Source organism: uncultured Veillonella sp. (assembly GCF_937981445.1).
Lineage (GTDB): Bacteria > Bacillota > Negativicutes > Veillonellales > Veillonellaceae > Veillonella_A.
Window position 1 is genome coordinate 52,990 of sequence record NZ_CALJON010000008.1, and the last position, 18,746, is coordinate 71,735.

Genomic DNA, 18,746 nt, shown 5'->3' on the forward strand with positions numbered 1-18,746 from the left:
CGCTACGCCTTTGTCACCGTAGCCGGTGTAAAACCCAATAGCGTATGCAAAGTATCATTAATTGCATGTACTGAAGTTTCTACACTGGATACATCACCTGTAATAACTAATGAACCGGTGAATCGGTCTAAAAATCCTAAGTGCACATTGGCGGACTTACGTGCTATATCGCCAGCAATAATAGCACCTTCAGCAGGCGATATGGTTAACACCCCTATGGCGCCCACTGGGTCGACGCCAATCCGTTGATACACTTCTTCATCTGGTGACGCAATAATATGGGCCATAGTGACTTGTTTTCCTGGAACCAACTCTTGTATAATTCGTTGTTTATTTGTTTCTAATCCATCCATTATATACCTCACTACTGTAATGCCACATACTGCTTATAAGTTTCCACAATTAGATTCACCTGCGCCTCTTTCATATCCTTAGCATAGGCTACTAAGCGCGTCAATGTATCTATACTATATGTGTAAAACTCACCTTTTAAATACGTATCAATGGCGGTATCCCTACTGCCATCAGCACTTATGGACCGTCCAAAGGTAACTGTTTTAGGTACTATCTCCTTCGCCTCATCATACCAAGCCCTATGATAAGCCATAAGGTCCTGAACTAAGGCTACTTTTTCTGGACTTTTAGCAGGTAATTCTCCCTTAATGCGTTCATATACCAATGAATCTGTATCTTCCATCATATAGCCATATTTTTCAATCATAAGATTACGCCGTTCCGCTATAGCCTTATGGATGTCTCTCAAATAGGAGGCTTGAATATGGAGCGGATATACATTCCATTGGCTTCGCCGCATAAGGAGAAACATGTATTTATTGTTTTTGCATTCTAAATGTTTTTGGTCACTGCGCGTAGCGAGCAACATATCCCATTCATAATTAGCAATTTTATCAATAACCTGCATATGTACCTCTCTATCTAGACCAAGGACTTTCTTTTAGTAAGCTAGGTTCGGAAATTTGTTTAAAAATTTCATACCCATGAGCTAATAAGAAACTGTCCTTCGACTGACTTAAGCCAATTTCACGAAGTCGATCGATAATATATTCACAAATACGTTCAATACGATTTGTATTGTCCGCATCAATGGTGCCTGTTTTTACCATTGATTCAATAATTTGTCCAATCTCCGCCCCTAAAATAGGCAAGGATTGAAGCTTTCTATGACGCCATTTGTAAAATGGCATATAGGTTTTATTCAAAATATATACGATAGCCATTGCATGATTCATCGCTTCGCTTAAGGCTAAATTAGCGGCTACAATTTCATTGCGCTTCAAACAACGCGGGAAATTATATTGCCCAGCCTGTGCGAGCTTAATACATTCAAAAGCTAAGTATTTTAACCATAAATCTCGTGGATAATAGTCTAATAAATATTGCCTAATTTGAGTAAACTCACCTAAATTATCAAAGAAAATTTCACCTGATGTAGCCGTTGCCAAGAAATCTTCTGGAATCGCTCGCCATTCTGCCAAAGTCTTAGGCCCCTGACTTGTACTCGTATATTTTTGATAGAAATCTTGAGTCGGCACTACATAAGCATGTCCTTTAGTAATTCCTTTTAAGGCTTCTTCTAATTCCCTATGATGTGCCTCATAATCGGCAGCACTCATAAATAAGAGTACTTTGCTTTCAAAATCATGGTCCTTTGAAAATTCATCATCATAGCCTAAGCATTCCGATCCTTTACCCACTAAACCGGCCGCCATCCGCGCAAGTAATTCTGGGAAGGATTGTTTTAAGATAGGATATACTTCCTCTTTTAACAAACTGTGTGCTAAGCCCATGCCTGAACCTGGCCAATATTGTTTTGTTAAAAAAGCCTCATCTAATGCCCCCGTGTTCCGTACAATGCCTGTGCTCGTAGCAGTCTCAGTACTCGAATCAGCAGTTCTAATCTGAACCGTCCCTGTGCTCGGTGCAATACCTGCTACAGAGCCCCGATTCGTTGCACCACTTGTACGCTGGGCACTACTTGACTCGCCCATGAGAGCAGCGCTTGCTTTCGCTAGTAATTCCTCTAAAGAACCTACATCAGCAAAATCAAACTCATTGCTTTGATTCGATACCGATGGCTGAGCCTTATCGATATTACCCTGCGTAGCAAAATTACTAATACCACTCGAAGTTTGGCTCGTAACACTTTCATTTAAGTTAGTAACGCTTGAACTTGCGTTAGAGCCAATACTTGAGGCAGGACTAGTGGAAACACTAGAACGGCCTGATTGATTTAATTTATCTTTTACTATGTTTAGGTTTTGAGTTAATAACCGATAGCCCTTACTCTCTGTACCATAAGTTCGCTCCATAATGGGGAGCACCTCTTCCATTAAGGAGCAGGCTTTTTCATACTGCCCCTCATTGTAGAACATAGTAGCAATATTATTAACTACTGTAGCATATAGAGGATGCTGTTCCCCTACAGCCTGAGAGAGTAAGTCCACGGACTCATTCATCAAGGCTTGATACTCATCAGTTTTACCCATGAGTCTACAAGTCTCTGCAAAATTACTACAAGAAATGGCCAATTTGACTCGACTTTTTTCCTGTGTTCTAAGTAGGCCTAACGCTTCTTTTTGATACGTATAGGCTTTATCATATTCTCTGCGTTGCAAATGTAAATTACCTAGATTATTGCATAAGGACACATATACAATATTGCGAATGTTTAATTGTCTTGCAATATCAAGAGCTGTAGTAAATTCTTTCTCAGCTTCATCAAAATGCTTAGAATCAAGCGCATTTGTGCCTGCATTAAGTAAGGTAGTTACATAGGCTTGGCTTTTAACACCACTCGTACTCGCAACTAATGATTTTGCTTCATCCAAAACGTCTTTGGCCTGTGCATAGCGACCAGTGTTGCGTAAGACCCCACCATAGTCATTAAGAATGCGAGCTAATAAACCATTGTCATTGCGACTGCGCGTTTCATGAATGGCATCTTCAAACAAGGGCAGCATTTCCACATCCCGTCCTTGTCGACCGAGGTTATCTATTTCTGTTAGCAATTGATTTAATCGATCCATTGGAAAACCTCTTTCTAAATGCTAGTGTTTAACAACTTTTACATCCATATCATATTCTTTTACAATCGCTTCAATATGATCTAGCTCTTCTGCTTTGAAAGACAAATCTTCTTTAATAGTATATTCCTTATCTAATTGTGCGTATTTATTAACACCTAATTTATGATATGGTAAAATATCTATTCCTTTGAAGTTTGGTAAGTCTTTATATGGTAATAAAAACTCCATTGTCTTTCGAATTGTTTCATCTTGACTATTGAGGCCACGAATTAACGGCATACGAACTTTTACATTGTAACCACGCTTCAAGATTTCTTGAATATTGGTTAAAATCAGCTCATTACGAACGCCTGTCAGTTCTGCATGTCGATCAGAATCAATCTGTTTAATATCAAACAAGAACAAATCAAGATGTTCTGCCATCATTAAGAGATTTTCTAATTTTGCATAGCCACAAGTTTCAATAGCCGTGTGGATGCCCAAGGCTTGACACTCACGCAAGATATCGGTAGCCGCTTCTGGTTGTGTAGATACTTCGCCACCACCAAGAGTTACGCCGCCACCGGAGCTAAGATAAAACAAGGAGTCTTCCTGCACTGTATCAACCAGTTCAGTTACTGTTTTATCCTGTCCTACAATATGTATCGCCTTTCGCGGACATACACTTTCGCACTTACGACAACCGACGCAGTTGGTTTCACGATTAACAATATGATCAATCTTGTCACCATTTTGCACTAAGGAGTGAATATCCATAGGGCAAACTGGAACGCAATGACCACAGCGTGTACATAAATTATCTTGAAACATCACTTGATATTTACGTTCCAATCCCTCTGGATTTGCACACCACCGGCAACGGAGCGGACATCCTTTAAAAAAGATGAGCGTCCGTATGCCAGGGCCGTCATAAATCGAGTACTTTTGGACGTTAAAGATTCGTGCCTTACGCTCTATACAAAGCTGTTCAGACATAACGCCCTCCCTACTGTGCTTAATACATCAGTATTATTGACGGAAGGATTTAGGTAAGTACTTTTTCAATAACCTACGACCTTCTTCACTAATACAATAATATACATCTAACTCGCCATCTTCTGTAATACCGAGTTCTGCTTCATCAATTACGCCATTGGCCATCATAGATAAAGCATGATCTTTAAACTTACTCTTTTTAAATTGACTTTCCGTGCCATATTCAGCGCGTAAGCCTTCCATCATTTGATCCACATTCGCTTTTTCTACAGTAGAAAAAAAGTGAAGCAAACGAAATCGTAAAGGCAAAACTTGAGCCATAATTATGTGCCTCCTATTTTTTTCTGAAAAAATCGAGTGGATTCATAGAAACTAAAATTACACCAATTGTTACACTAATACAACCAACTACCATATTTGTTGTAATCTCAGTAATATTACCAAAGATAATGTTGAGTAATACACCCCATACAACAAATGTAGAGTTCATAGCCATACCTTTTGCACAGCCTACTTTATTATTGGCACTATACCATAATAAGTAGGAGAACCCACCAACAGCACCGGCTGCTGCAAGTGCTGTAATCGCTGACGTTTCACCAGCAATTACATGTACTGCAGTCCAACCACCAACAATGGGAAGAACAATTAAGGATAATACTGTACCTGATGTAATTTCACGTAATGTGATAGCAATATTAGGATCCACCATGGACATACCAAATGTGGCTAATACAATTTCAGTACCCCAGCAAAATGCCGCAATACCTGCCATAATAAGGCCTAATGTAAAGTTAGGTGCATCCCCATCTGGTGGTGCATAACTTACGATAATTGCCCCAATTACTGACATGAAAATGCCGACCCACATGCGCGCATTGATTGGCTGTTTTAAGAATATTCTAGAGAATAAACAACCCAATATTGGATACAATGCGGTGATGGTCAGTGCATAGGCCGGCCCGGCCAACGCTGAACCCATAAAGTATGTTGATTGCCCTATAGGACCACCCAATAAAGCAGCTAAACATACAATCATTCCTGGCTTAGTTTTAAACGTACGCCACACTTCTTGTCCCATGCCATTTACAATATTGTAAAATAGAACCGCAATAGCTGCGCAAACGTCGTTAATAGCGGCACAAGCGAGTGGTATTGCATAAAGTGCTGCACTAGCGCCCATCATACTGGTTATCGTACCTTCTGGTATGAAACCATATCCCAAGGAGAATAATAAATTATTTAAGCCCCATAAAAAACCACTACCAATACCTATAAAGAGGCCTATTTGATTAAACTTCGAATCTTGCTTTGCTTTTAAGACAAGCGCTCGTTGTTGTATTGTTTGTTCCAAAAATTCCACCCCTATCGTGTCACCTTACTGGCACTATTTTAGAAATGATCTAACATAGTACGACTAATAATTTCGTCTTGTACTTCCTTACAAAGTTCTACGAAGTAAGCACTGTAACCAGCAACGCGAATAATTAAATCACGATATTTGTCAGGTTCAACCTGGGCTTTCTTCAATACTTCGTTATCAACATAGCTGAACTGCATTTCCCCGTTCCCTAAAATAGAAGCAGTACGAAGTAATGTGATTAAGCCATTTTCACCTTCTGGAGTTTCAAGAATACCTTTTAACAACTTGAAGTTATGTACCATACCAATAGTCATATCTTCGTTACCCATCTTACTTACAGATTTGATAATCGCTGTTGGCCCTAATTTGTCATCCCCTTGAGTTGGGCTGATACCATCAGATAATGGAGTCCATGCTTTACGGCCATTAGCAGATGCAGCAGTTAAAGCACCAATTGGTGTGTTATTGGAGATGGATAAAGTACCATGACTGAACTTAGCGTATAACATGTCGTATTTTTGACATTCTTCTTCAGTCCAGTTAACAATATCACGGCAAATATTATCTGCATATGGATTGTCATTACCATATTTAGGTGCATTCACACAATCTGTATGAATTTGTTGGTACCCTTCAAAGTTAGCATTGAGGGCATCGCGGATTTCAGATAATTTATATTTGTGATCATCAAATACTAATTTCTTAATAGCTGCCATGGAGTCAGCATACGTTGCAAGGCCAGAGAATACGATACCAGGGCCACTGTTAACCATAGCGCCGCCTTCCATAACGTCTTTACCGGATTCCATACAACCTTCAACCATGATGGACATCAATGGTTTTGGAGCTACATCGCGGTGTACACGTTGGCTTACTACTGTACCAATAGCGGACAATTTAATGATATGAGCGATTTGAGCTTTAACAGCGGCTTCAAACTCTTCATATGTTTTGAAGGAGTCCACATCACCAGTATCAATACCTTCTTTAAGCTGATTAAGCTGCATTACACCACGGTTCAATACGAATTCAATAGCAATTGGCCATTGTGTATAAGACGTGGAAGTCCATTGGTAAATACGGCCTGATTTTTGAGGTTCTACGCAACCCATTAAGCAGTAGTCACGGGAATCTTCAAGGCTGAAGCCTTTAGCAAGCATCATCTTAATATGGCAATCATCGAAGTGACAAGCAGGGAAGCCTAAGCCGGCTTTAACTACTTCTACGATTTTTTGCATATATTTTTGTGGTGAGCGGTTGTGAATACGTGCTGCTAAGGATGGTTGATACATACGAGTTAAACGTACGGCATCCATGATTAAGTAAGTTAAATCATTAGTAGCGTCGCCGCCTTTACGTAATTGGCCACCAATTGTACAGTTGATGAATGGTTGGTAACCAGCAAAGTATGTGGAACCACCTTCAGAAGACAACCACATGAATTCGGAACATTTAATAATGAAGCAGCTCAACAATTCGAATGCTTCTAATTTGTTCATACGACCAGCATCCATGTCAGCTTTGAACATTGGATAGATGTATTGGTCAAGACGACCTAAGGAAATACCTGTTTGGTTTTCTTCTACCATGAACAAGGATTCTACAGTCCAAATGGATTGTAATGCTTCATGGAATGTTTCTGGTGGGTTAGCAGGTACGCGAGTTAAGATTTCAGAAATCTTCATCAACTCTTGTTTGCGTTGCGCATCAGATTCATAGCCAGCCATTTCACGTGCATAGTCAGATAAACGACGGGCATACGTCAAGATACCTTCACAAGTTTCGATACAAGCTTTGTAGAAGTAAATTTTATCAATATCTTCAGGGCGTTCCATGGAAAGTTTAGCTAAATGTTCTTCAGCTTCTTTTTTAACGCCATTGATACCTTTTTTAACAAGAACTACGTCATAGCCTGGGCAAGTATCGCCACCACCATTGATTTGATGATAGGATAAATCACTTACGCCACTTTCGCCGGAAATACTCCAAACGCCAGCTTCGCGATATTGTTGTTCACAAATTTCATCCAAGCTGCGGTTTTCCCAGAATGGGAATACTTGTTCACGTAAAATGCGTTTATCTTCTTCGCTAATGAAGAATGGGTCTTGTGGACGAGTTGCCATAGTGTCAAGTTCGTCGCGTACCCAGCGCCATGCAATATCAGGAGATACAGAACCAGCACGTGGCTTACCACCTGGATGGCCTACGATTAATTCATCTGGTTGAATAAGTAATGGTGCTGTTTCGCAAGCGCGGCGGAAACATTTAGCGCGAAGTAATTTTTTAGGTAAGCCTACATTAGCTTTAGTTACTTCAGTAAATGCTAAGGCGCGATGAATGCTAACACTTGGACGAACTTTTAAGTATGCTTCGCGAAGGCGTTTCATACGTGGTGTAAGTTCATTGATTTCACCGTCAAATTGAGGTGCTTTATAATCTTTATAGCTTGTAGTGCTGCCACCATTAGCTTTAATATCTTGAGATAAGTTTTGGAATAACTTCAATAATGCAATAGATTCTTCTTTGGATAGGTTTTTCGTAGCCTCAGAAAATTTATCAGTAAATTCCTGAATGTTCATGAATAAATCCTCCTTTACCCATTTAATATATGGTAACCCTTACCTACACTTAGGATTGTAGATTTTTTAATAATACCTGTAATGCATCTTCAAGATTATAATCTTGACCATCTAAGAGAGAATGTCCTAACTTACAACGTTTTGGCTGTTCCACTGCAGGTGCTGTGGAAGGCTGAGCTACGCTTCCCTGACCCTCATAGGAATGATCTACTGCATTTGTATGCGCTGCTTTGTTAGCTTGAATCGGTCTACATAAATCTGGATTCGCAAGGGCCTCTTCAATTTGACGTACCCCATAACCTACTTTTCTAATATTGATTAAGTTCATAGGTGAAATGTTATCCGATGTAAACCCACCGCCTACGCTACCAGTACTTAAAATAAGTGCTGGCGGTAAATGTGTCGTTAAACCAATGCCCCCTAATGCACCTGAGGTGTTAACTAACATGCGGGATACTGGTTTTTTCAAAGCAAACTCTCTAATAACTGCTTCATCTTGCGAGTGAATAACTAATGTATGCCCCTTACCTTCTGTAATGAGAAGTTCAATACATTTTTCACAAGCAAACATCCAGTTCTTTTCTACAAAAAAGGCTAATACTGGACATAATTTTTCTCTACAGTATGGATTCGTTTCTGATACATATTGTTGTTCGGAAATGAGTACCGTAGTTTCTTTAGGCACTGTAAATCCTGCTTTTTGAGCAATTTCATAAGCAGTACGGCCTACAATAGCCGGATTATGACGTCCATCTACAGTGTAGAATAAAGGACTTAGCATATCCGATTCTGCTTGGGTCATAAAATAGGCCCCATTATGTTTAAGTTCTTCTTTAACTTGGTCAACAATGCACTCTTCCGCTACAATCGATTGCTCTGAGGAGCAAAGTAAACCATTATCAAAGGTCTTACTACTTACTATTTCGTGAATAGCCTGCTTTACATCCGCACTGCGTTCAATAAAGGCAGGGCCATTGCTAGGACCACCATTAATAGTTGGTTTGCCAGCATAATGAGCTATATCAGCCATTTGTCGAGCCGTATTAGAAATAATAAGCGATGTATCTTTATGTGACATTAATGCCTTTGTCCCTTGTGGAGACAAAACAGTTAAATAAGAGATAATATCTTCTGGTGCGCCATTTCGTTTAGCTGATTCAATCAAAATATCTAAGGTTTTAATGATTGAATTTTTAGCTTTTGGATGTGGCGAAAATACAACCGCATTGCCTGACTTAATAGCAATCAAAGTTGTGCAAATTGCTGTGGAAGTCGGATTTGTGGATGGCAACAACGCCACAATGACACCTACTGGTACGCCCACATCCATGGTTTTAGCCACAGGATCTTCATTGATAATACCAATAGTTTTCATGTCTTTAATATAAGAATACAAAAATTCCGAAGCAAATTGATTTTTAACGCATTTGTCGCGAACTACGCCAAACCCCGTTTCTTCAACGGCTAACTTAGCTAGCTCCTCAGCATGTAAAGCTACATCTTTAGCCATACCTTCTACGATTTTATCAATTCGCTCTTGCGTATAAGTACTAAGGATTTTCTGGCCCTCCCGCGCATTTTCTATCAATATGCGCGCCTCTTGAGTGGACATCAAATCCGTATCAATCCGTATCACAGTGCACCTCCCTTCTTCTTATTCACTGCCTATTACAGTGTAAAAGAATATTTTCTCGCAATTTTCACTATATCTGGATGCGGGTTAGGCAATACTAAGTGACAATACACTTCGCCCACTTCCTGTGCACGAGCTACGCCAGCTTCAACAGCTGATTGAACAGCCCCTACATCACCACTGATGATTACGGAAATGAGACCTGACGCTACGTTTTCGTAACCGATTAACTCTACGTCAGCTGCTTTACACATCGCATCAGCCGCTTCAAGGACCGATACAAGGCCAAATGTTTCTATAAAACCTAATGCATTGTGCTGCATACTAACCTCCTACTCATCCGCATCAAGTTCATGTGCGTCTACAATATGTTTAATTTTGCCAATTGGTCTTGGCATTACATTTTTCGCAGTCATCTCGCCGCAAGCTGCTGCCGCTCTTGCCCCAGCTTCAACAGCTGTGGTCACTGCCGCTACATCGCCACACACGAGAACAGTAACTAAACCAGAACCAACGTTTTCATAGGAAATTAGTTCCACATCAGCTGCTTTACACATCACATCAGCCGCTGCAATAGCTGGCACCATACCGCGAGTTTCTACTAAACCAAGCGCATCACCTTGGTATTTCATATTTGTTCCTCCTGCTAATACATACTATAATGTACTCTCAACAGCTGTAATGGCTGCTAAGTTCACAAGATCCTCTACTGAATACTCTTCTGGTACACGCTGCACTGGCTTGGCTGCTCCGATGAGCAATGGTCCAAATGCTTGGGCGCTACCAAATAGTTTCACTAAGTTACACCCAATATTTGCTGCATTAAGATCTGGGAAAATCAATACATTGGCTTTTCCTGCTACGTCAGATTGTGGTGCCTTACTTTTCGCAACGGATGGCACAATGGAAGCGTCCAATTGTAACTCTCCATCAATTTTATGTACAACATGCTTTTCTTTCACAATGTTGTAGGCATTTACCACTTTGTCTACAAGCGGATCTGATGCACTACCTTTACTAGAGAAAGATAGTAAGGAGACCCGTGGTACTCCAATTCCAAATACTTTTTCGGCAAGGTCTGCAGTGTTTATAGCAATATCAGCTAATTGTTCAGCTGTTGGATTTTTTACAACTTCACAATCACTGAAGAATAAAACGCCTTGCTGACCATACTCTGGTGTTTTAGTATGCATAATTGTAGTAGAAGCAATGGCACTTTGACCTTTTTTAAGGCCTATAATTTGCGTTGCTGCCTCTGCAATTGTGCTATACTTGTACGAGTTTCCTACAATTAAACCATCCGCATGACCTGCTGCTACAAACATTAAGGCAAATATGGCTGGATTTGTCGTGAGCAGTTCAATGGCTCGTTCATAACCAAGTCCTTGTGCTTGCCCTTTGTTTTTTAAGCAACTATTAGCTAAAGAGCGTAACCGATAGTCGGTTGCTACATCTACAATCGTCATATGCTGCACCGCAATATGGTTAGCGGCAGCTAATTGTAAGATTTCTTGTTTTTTACCTATCAAGGTAACCGTGGCAAATCCAGCATCTATAATTTGTGCTGCCCCTTGAAGCATACGTGCATCAGCATCAATAAGCATTGCAATATTTTTGCGCCACGGCTTTGCTTCGGCCTTGATTTGCTCCATCATATTCATAATAACTAGTCCTTATTACGCTTCATTAGCATGAGGAATAATTAATTCTACATCCGTATGAGGACGAGGGATTACGTGTACAGATACAAGTTCACCAACTCGTTGTGCTGCAGCTGCGCCTGCATCAGTCGCTGCTTTAACAGCCCCTACATCACCGCGAACCATAACTGTTACGAAACCACCACCGATAGTTTCTTTACCAATTAAATATACATTAGCTGCTTTTACCATTGCGTCAGCTGCTTCGATAGAACCTACTAAACCTTTTGTTTCCACTAAACCTAATGCTTCGTTTTTCATAACATGTTCCTCCAGTTTCCTTATAAACGATTAATGTTTGTAATGTGCTTGTAAATAATTAAGCAAACTTTGTTTATTGGCCGATGAAATTTTGCGACCGGAAATACCTAAGTCTGGTTGTCGTCTTGCTAATTTGCGTAACTCTGACACAGACATTTTTTGTAAACTATCAAAAGATAGTTCACCTTGAGATTCAGCGTCCTCAACTAGTTCTTCTTGTGATCCCTCTGAACTAGCTTCGGCTGGAGCCTCTTCGGCTTTGGCATGGCTTGCATCATCTTCTGATGATGCGCTCCCTACCTCCGGCATCACCTCGTCCACTGTTTTTTCCCCTGATCCAGAAGGTTTTTTAATTTTATCTTCAGGACCAAATGCTTTTTCAATGTTTTGAATTGGCCTTGGAATCACATGGGCAGATAAGAGTGAGCCAGGTGTCACTTTTTCAGCAGCGGCTGCGCCGGCTTCTACTGAAGCTTTTACAGCACCTACATCACCAGTGATTAAAATCGTCACCAACGTTGCAGTAGACTTCCGCTTACCAACGAGCGAAACATTCGCTGTCTTTAGCATCACGTCACAGGCTTCAATGGCTGCGATTAAGCCTTTAGTCTCAATCATTCCTAATGCATCCATCATGTCTCTCCTTTCTATTGTGATGTATATATGTTTTGAGAAAAACCTTAGAAAGTGCAGTCCTCGTCAATAATTCCAACGATGGCTGCGTCTACAGGAATATTGTCATCACCCACCATACGGCGTGCTGCTGACCCTGTAGTAACAAGTACGCGTTCCCCAATGCCAGCACCGATTACATCGGCAGCGATGAGGCGGGATACGGCGGCCTTATCATCTAAAACTTCTACAATCATGAGCTTTAAGCCTATTAAAGACTCAGCCTTTCGTGTAGACCAAATGTTGTCAATTACTTTTGCTGCCAGCATACTATACTCCTTGTACATACTCTATTATGTCTACGCTTTATTTAACTTGATAGAGACTAGCCAGTCTATATCACAAGCAACATATAACTTAAGGCATGATTTCATCAGTACATTCCAATGCAATTCCTAATGGGGTAACAAACATTGGATTATGAGGTTTTACTACTTTGAGGCCGAGTTTACGCTCCAAAGCATCTTCTATACCCGTTAAACAGCAAGTACCGCCAACAAGGTAAATAGTATCAATATCATACCCTTCAATATGTTTCTCTATGATAGATCCTACTTTATCAATAACTGGCGTCAAAATTGGTAATATTTCGCGATGTTTCTTAGGATCTCGTTTAAAGCTTTCCGCTTTGTCAAATTCCATTTGATAAGCTCCCGCAAGAACGAGGGAAAAATGTGTACCACCAGTTGGTTCATCCGCTACATATACGCGTTTGCCATCTTTAAAAATGGAAATCCCTGTGGTGCCACCGCCAATATCTACGATGGCGCCATTAGTAATTTTAAGTACTGCATTCGCGGCAGTTGGTTCGTCAAGAAGCTTTGTAATTTCAAAGCCCGCGCCCTGTACCACATGCTTTACAGCGCCTCCATCAACACCTTCCGTACCTGGTGGAATAGCAGCAGCGGCATAAATTAGCTCTGTCCCTAATGTGGCTTCCAATTTTTCCTTCATTTCACGCACAAGCTGTACAGCTCCTACATAATCAACTACCATGCCATCTTTTACTACATTGGCAAATTGGTAAGCCCCTGCCACAGGCTCTCTATTTTCATTAAGCACGGCTACAACCACAAAGGCTGTACCTAAGTCAACACCAACATAATAAGTGGAGGACTTCTTCTTAATTGGTTTTTTAACCACTTTTTCAAATGTATCAACTAATTGATCACAATACGTAAAATCTGTTGTATTCTTCAAACTATCCTCCTGCCTATGCTAAATTCGGCAATGCTTTCGATATGCTAGTAATGCCTCTAATTCAGCAGTACTCTCCCCTTCTAGGGCTTTTAGTAAGTCGAGAGTAAAAATATGTTCTTCTTCAATGCCAAGTTGGACTAAATACTTCTTTGCATTTTGTAGTTGTCGCTCATTAGCTAAATCAGCTTTTGATATAACCCCCACGGGAATGCAATTAAAAGATGTAGCAAATAATGGTGGATATGTAGTCGTCTCTGTTAGAGGGTCTATAACACATACCAACACATTAGCTTCTTGGGACGTAGCCACTAAATATTTATAATTATGAGGCATTTCCAGATACACACTAGGTGTATCAATGGTGTACTTACCATAAATAATATCTTGTGTACGACGTGCTGGTCTTTGCACTTCATTGAATATATTGGCCAATGTGGACTTGCCACTACGCCCTGGCCCTACAATCATAATGCGCTTTTTTATCATAGGATTTACGCTCTCGTAATTTCAGCTGGAGGAAATCCTAGCATCTTTTCTAGCACATCTAAAATGGCCACTGATGCTGCTTCCACACTAGCCACATCACCATAAATAACCAAGGAGCCGGTGAAACGATCTAAGAATCCAATTTCTACATTAGCAGCCTTAGTCGCTATATCGGCGGATATAATGGCGGCTTCTTTTGGTGTGACTGTAAAAATCCCTATGGCTCCACATGGATCAATGCCTAAGCGTTCATATAAATCAGGACTAGGAGAGGCAATAATATGGGCTAAACTAATTTGTTTCCCCGGCACCATCTCTTGTATGATACGTGCCTTATCATTCCCTGATCCATTGCCGTAAAATAAATTCTTCATTCCAACACATCCAATCTCTTCATTAGCATATAAAACAATGCCTTGGTACCATCCAGTATAACTACCTTAGGTCTGTGTAATGTATACAACGTTTGTACCACCTAGTAGTAACTACCACTAGGGCACTTACGTAATCCCCTACACAAACTACTGTTTACCTTATGTACTAGGATTAAAAGCGTTGCGTATAAGCCTTTTTATAAAGGCATTCAATGTCTTCTACCTTAGGCTGTCTAGGTGCTGTTGGCGTACATCTATCTTCCATAGCATTTTTTGCCATATCACTAATTGCACTGTTAAATTCGCCTTCTTCAATGCCTAAGGCTTGAATGTTTTTAGGAACCCCTAAGTTCTGCTTTAAACTTACAATGGCTGCGCGTAAGTTCATATACCCTTCTCTCACAGTACGGGCTGACAAACCTACAGCTTTAGCTAGTTCAGCATATTTTTTAGCCACCGCATTACCTTCTAGATGCCCTTCGCCTACATTGTAGTCCATAATCGTTTCAATCAAAACTGTATTGGCGCGCCCATGTGGTACATGGAAACGGCCACCTAAGGCATGAGCTAAACTGTGATTTAAACCTAAGCTTGCTTGGGAGAACGCAATGCCCGCAATACAAGACGCTTTATGCATCTCATGGCGTGCTGCTTTATCCTTTAAATTAAGCTTCAATTTTGGCAAATTTTCTAATACCATGCGAGTTGCCTTTTCAGCTAGCCCATCCGTAAAGGAAGTGGCATTTGTCGATACATAAGCTTCTAAGGCATGAGTTAGAACGTCCATCCCTGTATCATAGGTAATCTTTTCTGGCACGCCCATAGTATAGTTTGCATCTAAAATAGCGATATCTGGTACTAACCAATCTTCAATGATGCAAATTTTACCCTTTTCTGAAGTAATAACCGCAAAAGACGTACATTCTGAGCCAGTACCACTCGTTGTAGGAATCGCTACAAAGGTAGGTTTCTGCCATTGTGAACTGCTTTCAACTTGACGATTAAAATACATAATCCCTTTCGCCGCATCAATAACGGAACCACCACCTACAGCAATCACTAAATCTGGCTTAGCTGCTGCATACACCTTAACCCCTTCAGCAATAACTGCTGTGCTTGGATCTGGTAATACACCATCAAAGCAAGATACGGTAATGCCTTTATTAGCCAATAGGGCCTCAACCTCTTTTAAGTAGCCAAATTCAACCATGAATTTGTCGGTTACAAGCAACGCACTATGGCAGTTAATCTGGGACAGTACGGACAGGCTATCGTCGCCACTAAATACTTGCCCTGTAAACTTAAATTGTTCCACTCATATCCCTCCTCAAATACCTCTTTTATATTTGGATTAATTAACAAATTTATATCTATAAAGCCTTTTATGGCCCTAATTTAAACGATTTTCGCTACATTACAAAATGGCATATTAATTATGCATTCTTTTTTGATTAAAAAAAAGTACGCACAATTCGGGCTACTGCGTTAGCTATATGTATTACAAAATGAAAACCAGTATGGCTCAATTATTACAAACTTTTGTAATCCCAATCCGTGACTTTACTATTTCTTACTATGTAAAGATGAGAACAGCTTTTATAGTCCAAATATTGTATAGATGACACATTGCGGTAAATGCAATTCACAAATAAAATTTATGGAGTACATAAATTTTATTGAACTTATAAAAGGCGGGTGATTGCACACCTTTACCACATATATCAAGTGCCATCACTTTTTAACATAATAACTATAACACATTCACAAGCATCATATAACTAGCAATGAATCAAATTGCTATACAAATTTGATATGATTCCTTAATTTTTAGCGGTCTCAAATTATGTTTTTATTCTGTATAGATAAGTTAATCTTTTTAAAAATACTATTAGTTAAAGTGTGTTTATCAATTGGAAAAATTCTTCTGTAGCTGGTAATGTGTCTAACAAAATTGTGGGATTTGCCGTTTTTAAGGCATTTTTAGAACATGCACCGGTGGCTACTGCAATGGATTTAGCACCTACACAATGAGCGAAATTGATATCGGCTATAGTATCACCAATAAAAATAAATTTTTCGATATAGTCTGCATAGGAAAGTCCTAATTTACCCTTTATCTCTTTCGCCACTTCTAATTTTGTTATGTAATCATCAGCCAATATACTCTGTGACCAGTTAAAATAGTCTTCCAAACCATATACACTTAGTTTTTTCTTCGCTCCTCGCGAACGATTTCCCGTAAATAATCGGTTTTCCCAAGTGTCACTTTTATCAATCTGCTCTAAAATAGATGCCACATTAGATAACACAGGGCGTTTATATCTTATTAAGGCATCGCACAATTCGTCTTCATAATAACTAATAAACTCATCTAATTGGGCCTCACTAGGAGCCGCTTTATAGGCAGCAATATAAAATTGCCACGCCACATAGCGATCAGTGCGCCCCCCAATGGTCATGTTCAAAGTAGGCCGTTCGCCCCCTACATGCTTAGTAAACACTGCATCTAATGCCGCTTGTCCGGCAATGCCCGTATCAATAATTGTGCCATCTATATCCCAAAACAGTATATTCATAATACAATTCCTCAAATCACTACATATGTCTACAATTTTCAATTTCTACAAATTTTACATATTTCTAAATACTACTACATAATAATATATACATTAATAATATAGCTTATACTACTAAATAGTACATGCTCATATGACTAATGTATCATTCACGTCCACTAATTTATTTAAAATTTTAATTAAACCTTAATTATGACTTAATTATATATAATTTATGATTTTTTAGCAAATAAGAATATTTTTTATATCAAGCATAAATCAATCCAATGTATGTTAATTAACTATTTTATTTTCAGCAGATTATTTAAATATAGCCACTACGTATATAGTAGAGTCTATATTTTTTATATTCTTTCCTTTAAAATGAATTTTTTATCAATGTATAGAATATGGTATTCTATTTCTTACTACACAAAATCTCCTATTTTCTACAAAATAACGGGCTTATCTGTAATACATGGATTATGTATACATAGAAAAATCTCGAAAAATATATTGTATTATTAACCATTCACATAGTATAATGAAAAGGTCAAATAGAGCTTTATATGCACTAATATTATCAAAAGGAGGGCGTTATTTATGGGTAATGAAATGTTGACCATAAATATCAATAGCGTTCAAGCAGTAGCGCTAGCATTTGTAACCTACTACATTGGTTTATACATAAAAAATCATGTAGCTATTTTACAAAAACTTAGTTTGCCAGCAGCAGTAATCGGTGGTCTACCATTTGCATTTATTGTGTCTGGCTTGTATGACATGGGTATTGTACAAGTAACCTTTGACAATACATTGTCAAACGTAGCATTACTCGTATTCTTCACCACAATTGGTATGATGGCGAGCCTTAAGTTAGTCCGTTACGGTGGTATTGCACTTATTTTCTATCTAGTTGTTTCCACCATCCTCGGCTTCTTCCAAAACTTACTAGGTATGTCTATTGCCTCAGCTATGGGCATTGACTTCCACTATGGTATCTTAGCTGGTGCCGTATCCTTAATGGGTGGTCTTGGTACCTCGGCTGCCTTCGGTCCTCAATTTGAAATGCAATATGGCATCGTTGGGGCTAAAACAGTAGCTATTACAGCTGCTACCTTCGGTATGGTTATCGCCTTAGTTCTCGGTGGTCCATTTGGCGAATTCTTAATCAAACGTTATAAAATTGCCACACCAGGTAATTCCACTTCATCGGATCCATTAGAACCTCATGTATATGATATGTCCATTCTTGAAGAAGAAGAACATACTAATGTAGACGGCGTACTAAAAGCAGCAGGCTTCGTGTTCGTAGCCGTTGGTCTTGGCTCTATTTTAAGTGACTATTTAAATCAATTTATTACCTTACCTGCCTATATCGGCTCCATGTTAGTAGCTGCAGTAGTTCGTAACTTCTGTGACTTTACTAAACTAGCCCGTGTACAAGGAGGCGGCTTAAACGTTGTATCCGAAGTAGCCTTAACTGTATACGTTACTATGGCAATTAACAGTTTAAAACTGTATGAATTAATTCACCTTGCATTACCATTAGTTGTTATTTTACTTGCTCAAACTGTATTGATGATTGTCTTTGCTTGGCTTGGATACTTCTTACTATTCGGCAAAAACTACGATGGCGTAATGCTTGGCGTTGGCGGTATTGGTTTCGCCATGGGTGCTACTGCAAATGGTCTTGCTAATATGCAATCCTTAGCCGAAAAATATGGTCCATCACCTAAAGCTTGGCTCGTAGTATCCCTTGTAGGGGCCTTCCTCATTGACTTTGTCAATGCCATCTTAATCACTTGGATGGCCACTTGGACTTGGTAAACCTACAACAATTTAGTTTGCTAACGAAATAGCTATAAAAAAACTGAGGTCTCCTCTCTTATGAGAGTGAG

The 18,746-nt window shown here is 39.5% G+C and carries 19 protein-coding genes and 1 pseudogene; 1 reads left to right on the plus strand and 19 read right to left on the minus strand.

Features of this window, described 5'->3' with window-relative positions:
* Positions 1 to 2: 2 nt before the first annotated feature.
* The 19 genes and pseudogenes from Q0376_RS01330 to Q0376_RS01420 all read right to left on the minus strand — a co-directional run bounded on the left by Q0376_RS01330 (position 3) and on the right by Q0376_RS01420 (position 16,866).
* A complete protein-coding gene (locus Q0376_RS01330) occupies positions 3 to 353 on the minus strand; it encodes a BMC domain-containing protein (RefSeq protein WP_298703225.1) in 351 nt (116 codons plus the stop codon).
* Between the two features lie 11 nt (positions 354 to 364).
* On the minus strand, positions 365 to 922 hold the full coding sequence (locus Q0376_RS01335) for a DUF4125 family protein (RefSeq protein WP_298703227.1): 558 nt from the start codon (positions 920 to 922) through the stop codon (positions 365 to 367).
* 10 nt (positions 923 to 932) lie between these two features.
* Positions 933 to 3,047, minus strand: a complete 2,115-nt coding sequence (locus tag Q0376_RS01340; protein ID WP_298703229.1) for a DUF4037 domain-containing protein — start codon at positions 3,045 to 3,047, stop codon at positions 933 to 935.
* Positions 3,048 to 3,068: 21 nt separating this feature from the next.
* A complete protein-coding gene (cutD, locus tag Q0376_RS01345; protein WP_298703231.1) occupies positions 3,069 to 4,022 on the minus strand; it encodes a choline TMA-lyase-activating enzyme in 954 nt (317 codons plus the stop codon).
* Between the two features lie 33 nt (positions 4,023 to 4,055).
* A complete protein-coding gene (locus Q0376_RS01350) occupies positions 4,056 to 4,343 on the minus strand; it encodes a hypothetical protein (RefSeq protein ID WP_298703232.1) in 288 nt (95 codons plus the stop codon).
* A 13-nt stretch (positions 4,344 to 4,356) separates the two neighbouring features.
* Positions 4,357 to 5,376: a DMT family transporter gene (locus tag Q0376_RS01355; RefSeq protein ID WP_298703234.1), complete on the minus strand. Its 1,020-nt coding sequence runs from the start codon at positions 5,374 to 5,376 to the stop codon at positions 4,357 to 4,359.
* Between the two features lie 38 nt (positions 5,377 to 5,414).
* A complete protein-coding gene (cutC, locus tag Q0376_RS01360; RefSeq protein ID WP_298703236.1) occupies positions 5,415 to 7,964 on the minus strand; it encodes a choline trimethylamine-lyase in 2,550 nt (849 codons plus the stop codon).
* 49 nt (positions 7,965 to 8,013) lie between these two features.
* Positions 8,014 to 9,600: an acetaldehyde dehydrogenase (acetylating) gene (locus Q0376_RS01365; protein WP_298703238.1), complete on the minus strand. Its 1,587-nt coding sequence runs from the start codon at positions 9,598 to 9,600 to the stop codon at positions 8,014 to 8,016.
* 32 nt (positions 9,601 to 9,632) lie between these two features.
* Positions 9,633 to 9,920 (minus strand): BMC domain-containing protein, encoded by a 288-nt coding sequence (locus tag Q0376_RS01370; protein WP_298703240.1) that lies wholly within the window; start codon positions 9,918 to 9,920, stop codon positions 9,633 to 9,635.
* Positions 9,921 to 9,929: 9 nt separating this feature from the next.
* A complete protein-coding gene (locus Q0376_RS01375) occupies positions 9,930 to 10,229 on the minus strand; it encodes a BMC domain-containing protein (RefSeq protein WP_298703242.1) in 300 nt (99 codons plus the stop codon).
* A 24-nt stretch (positions 10,230 to 10,253) separates the two neighbouring features.
* The gene (locus Q0376_RS01380; RefSeq protein WP_298703267.1) at positions 10,254 to 11,258 is read right to left on the minus strand and encodes a phosphate acyltransferase; all 1,005 of its coding nucleotides are present in this window, start codon (positions 11,256 to 11,258) and stop codon (positions 10,254 to 10,256) included.
* Between the two features lie 15 nt (positions 11,259 to 11,273).
* Positions 11,274 to 11,558 carry an ethanolamine utilization microcompartment protein EutM gene (eutM, locus tag Q0376_RS01385; RefSeq protein ID WP_298703269.1) on the minus strand — a complete coding sequence of 95 codons (285 nt, stop codon included), beginning with the start codon at positions 11,556 to 11,558 and terminating at the stop codon, positions 11,274 to 11,276.
* Between the two features lie 378 nt (positions 11,559 to 11,936).
* Positions 11,937 to 12,194 (minus strand): annotated as a pseudogene (locus tag Q0376_RS01390) (BMC domain-containing protein); the annotation flags it as partial.
* Positions 12,195 to 12,238: 44 nt separating this feature from the next.
* A complete protein-coding gene (locus Q0376_RS01395; RefSeq protein ID WP_298703271.1) occupies positions 12,239 to 12,499 on the minus strand; it encodes a EutN/CcmL family microcompartment protein in 261 nt (86 codons plus the stop codon).
* Positions 12,500 to 12,587: 88 nt separating this feature from the next.
* Positions 12,588 to 13,430 carry an ethanolamine utilization protein EutJ gene (gene eutJ / locus Q0376_RS01400; RefSeq protein ID WP_298703275.1) on the minus strand — a complete coding sequence of 281 codons (843 nt, stop codon included), beginning with the start codon at positions 13,428 to 13,430 and terminating at the stop codon, positions 12,588 to 12,590.
* A gap of 18 nt (positions 13,431 to 13,448) precedes the next feature.
* Complete coding sequence (locus Q0376_RS01405; RefSeq protein ID WP_298703278.1) at positions 13,449 to 13,916, minus strand: EutP/PduV family microcompartment system protein; 468 nt, start codon at positions 13,914 to 13,916, stop codon at positions 13,449 to 13,451.
* A 5-nt stretch (positions 13,917 to 13,921) separates the two neighbouring features.
* The gene (locus Q0376_RS01410) at positions 13,922 to 14,290 is read right to left on the minus strand and encodes a BMC domain-containing protein (protein WP_298703281.1); all 369 of its coding nucleotides are present in this window, start codon (positions 14,288 to 14,290) and stop codon (positions 13,922 to 13,924) included.
* A 172-nt stretch (positions 14,291 to 14,462) separates the two neighbouring features.
* Positions 14,463 to 15,605, minus strand: coding sequence for a 1-propanol dehydrogenase PduQ (locus Q0376_RS01415; protein ID WP_298703284.1), 1,143 nt, complete (start codon positions 15,603 to 15,605; stop codon positions 14,463 to 14,465).
* 577 nt (positions 15,606 to 16,182) lie between these two features.
* Positions 16,183 to 16,866 carry an HAD family hydrolase gene (locus tag Q0376_RS01420; RefSeq protein ID WP_298703287.1) on the minus strand — a complete coding sequence of 228 codons (684 nt, stop codon included), beginning with the start codon at positions 16,864 to 16,866 and terminating at the stop codon, positions 16,183 to 16,185.
* A gap of 582 nt (positions 16,867 to 17,448) precedes the next feature.
* On the opposite strand from Q0376_RS01420, the gene Q0376_RS01425 reads away from it, so the two are divergent.
* Positions 17,449 to 18,675 (plus strand): sodium/glutamate symporter, encoded by a 1,227-nt coding sequence (locus Q0376_RS01425; RefSeq protein WP_298703290.1) that lies wholly within the window; start codon positions 17,449 to 17,451, stop codon positions 18,673 to 18,675.
* Positions 18,676 to 18,746 lie beyond the last annotated feature (71 nt).

What these genes read in the sequence shown, in the direction of transcription:
- Q0376_RS01330 (WP_298703225.1), bottom strand. Translation starts at nt 353, where the DNA reads ATGGATGGATTAGAAACAAATAAACAACGAATTATACAAGAGTTGGTT.
- Q0376_RS01335 (WP_298703227.1), bottom strand. Translation starts at nt 922, where the DNA reads ATGCAGGTTATTGATAAAATTGCTAATTATGAATGGGATATGTTGCTC.
- Q0376_RS01340 (WP_298703229.1), bottom strand. Translation starts at nt 3,047, where the DNA reads ATGGATCGATTAAATCAATTGCTAACAGAAATAGATAACCTCGGTCGA.
- cutD (WP_298703231.1), bottom strand. Translation starts at nt 4,022, where the DNA reads ATGTCTGAACAGCTTTGTATAGAGCGTAAGGCACGAATCTTTAACGTC.
- Q0376_RS01350 (WP_298703232.1), bottom strand. Translation starts at nt 4,343, where the DNA reads ATGGCTCAAGTTTTGCCTTTACGATTTCGTTTGCTTCACTTTTTTTCT.
- cutC (WP_298703236.1), bottom strand. Translation starts at nt 7,964, where the DNA reads ATGAACATTCAGGAATTTACTGATAAATTTTCTGAGGCTACGAAAAAC.
- Q0376_RS01370 (WP_298703240.1), bottom strand. Translation starts at nt 9,920, where the DNA reads ATGCAGCACAATGCATTAGGTTTTATAGAAACATTTGGCCTTGTATCG.
- Q0376_RS01375 (WP_298703242.1), bottom strand. Translation starts at nt 10,229, where the DNA reads ATGAAATACCAAGGTGATGCGCTTGGTTTAGTAGAAACTCGCGGTATG.
- Q0376_RS01380 (WP_298703267.1), bottom strand. Translation starts at nt 11,258, where the DNA reads ATGAATATGATGGAGCAAATCAAGGCCGAAGCAAAGCCGTGGCGCAAA.
- eutM (WP_298703269.1), bottom strand. Translation starts at nt 11,558, where the DNA reads ATGAAAAACGAAGCATTAGGTTTAGTGGAAACAAAAGGTTTAGTAGGT.
- Q0376_RS01395 (WP_298703271.1), bottom strand. Translation starts at nt 12,499, where the DNA reads ATGCTGGCAGCAAAAGTAATTGACAACATTTGGTCTACACGAAAGGCT.
- Q0376_RS01405 (WP_298703278.1), bottom strand. Translation starts at nt 13,916, where the DNA reads ATGATAAAAAAGCGCATTATGATTGTAGGGCCAGGGCGTAGTGGCAAG.
- Q0376_RS01410 (WP_298703281.1), bottom strand. Translation starts at nt 14,290, where the DNA reads ATGAAGAATTTATTTTACGGCAATGGATCAGGGAATGATAAGGCACGT.
- Q0376_RS01420 (WP_298703287.1), bottom strand. Translation starts at nt 16,866, where the DNA reads ATGAATATACTGTTTTGGGATATAGATGGCACAATTATTGATACGGGC.
- Q0376_RS01425 (WP_298703290.1), top strand. Translation starts at nt 17,449, where the DNA reads ATGGGTAATGAAATGTTGACCATAAATATCAATAGCGTTCAAGCAGTA.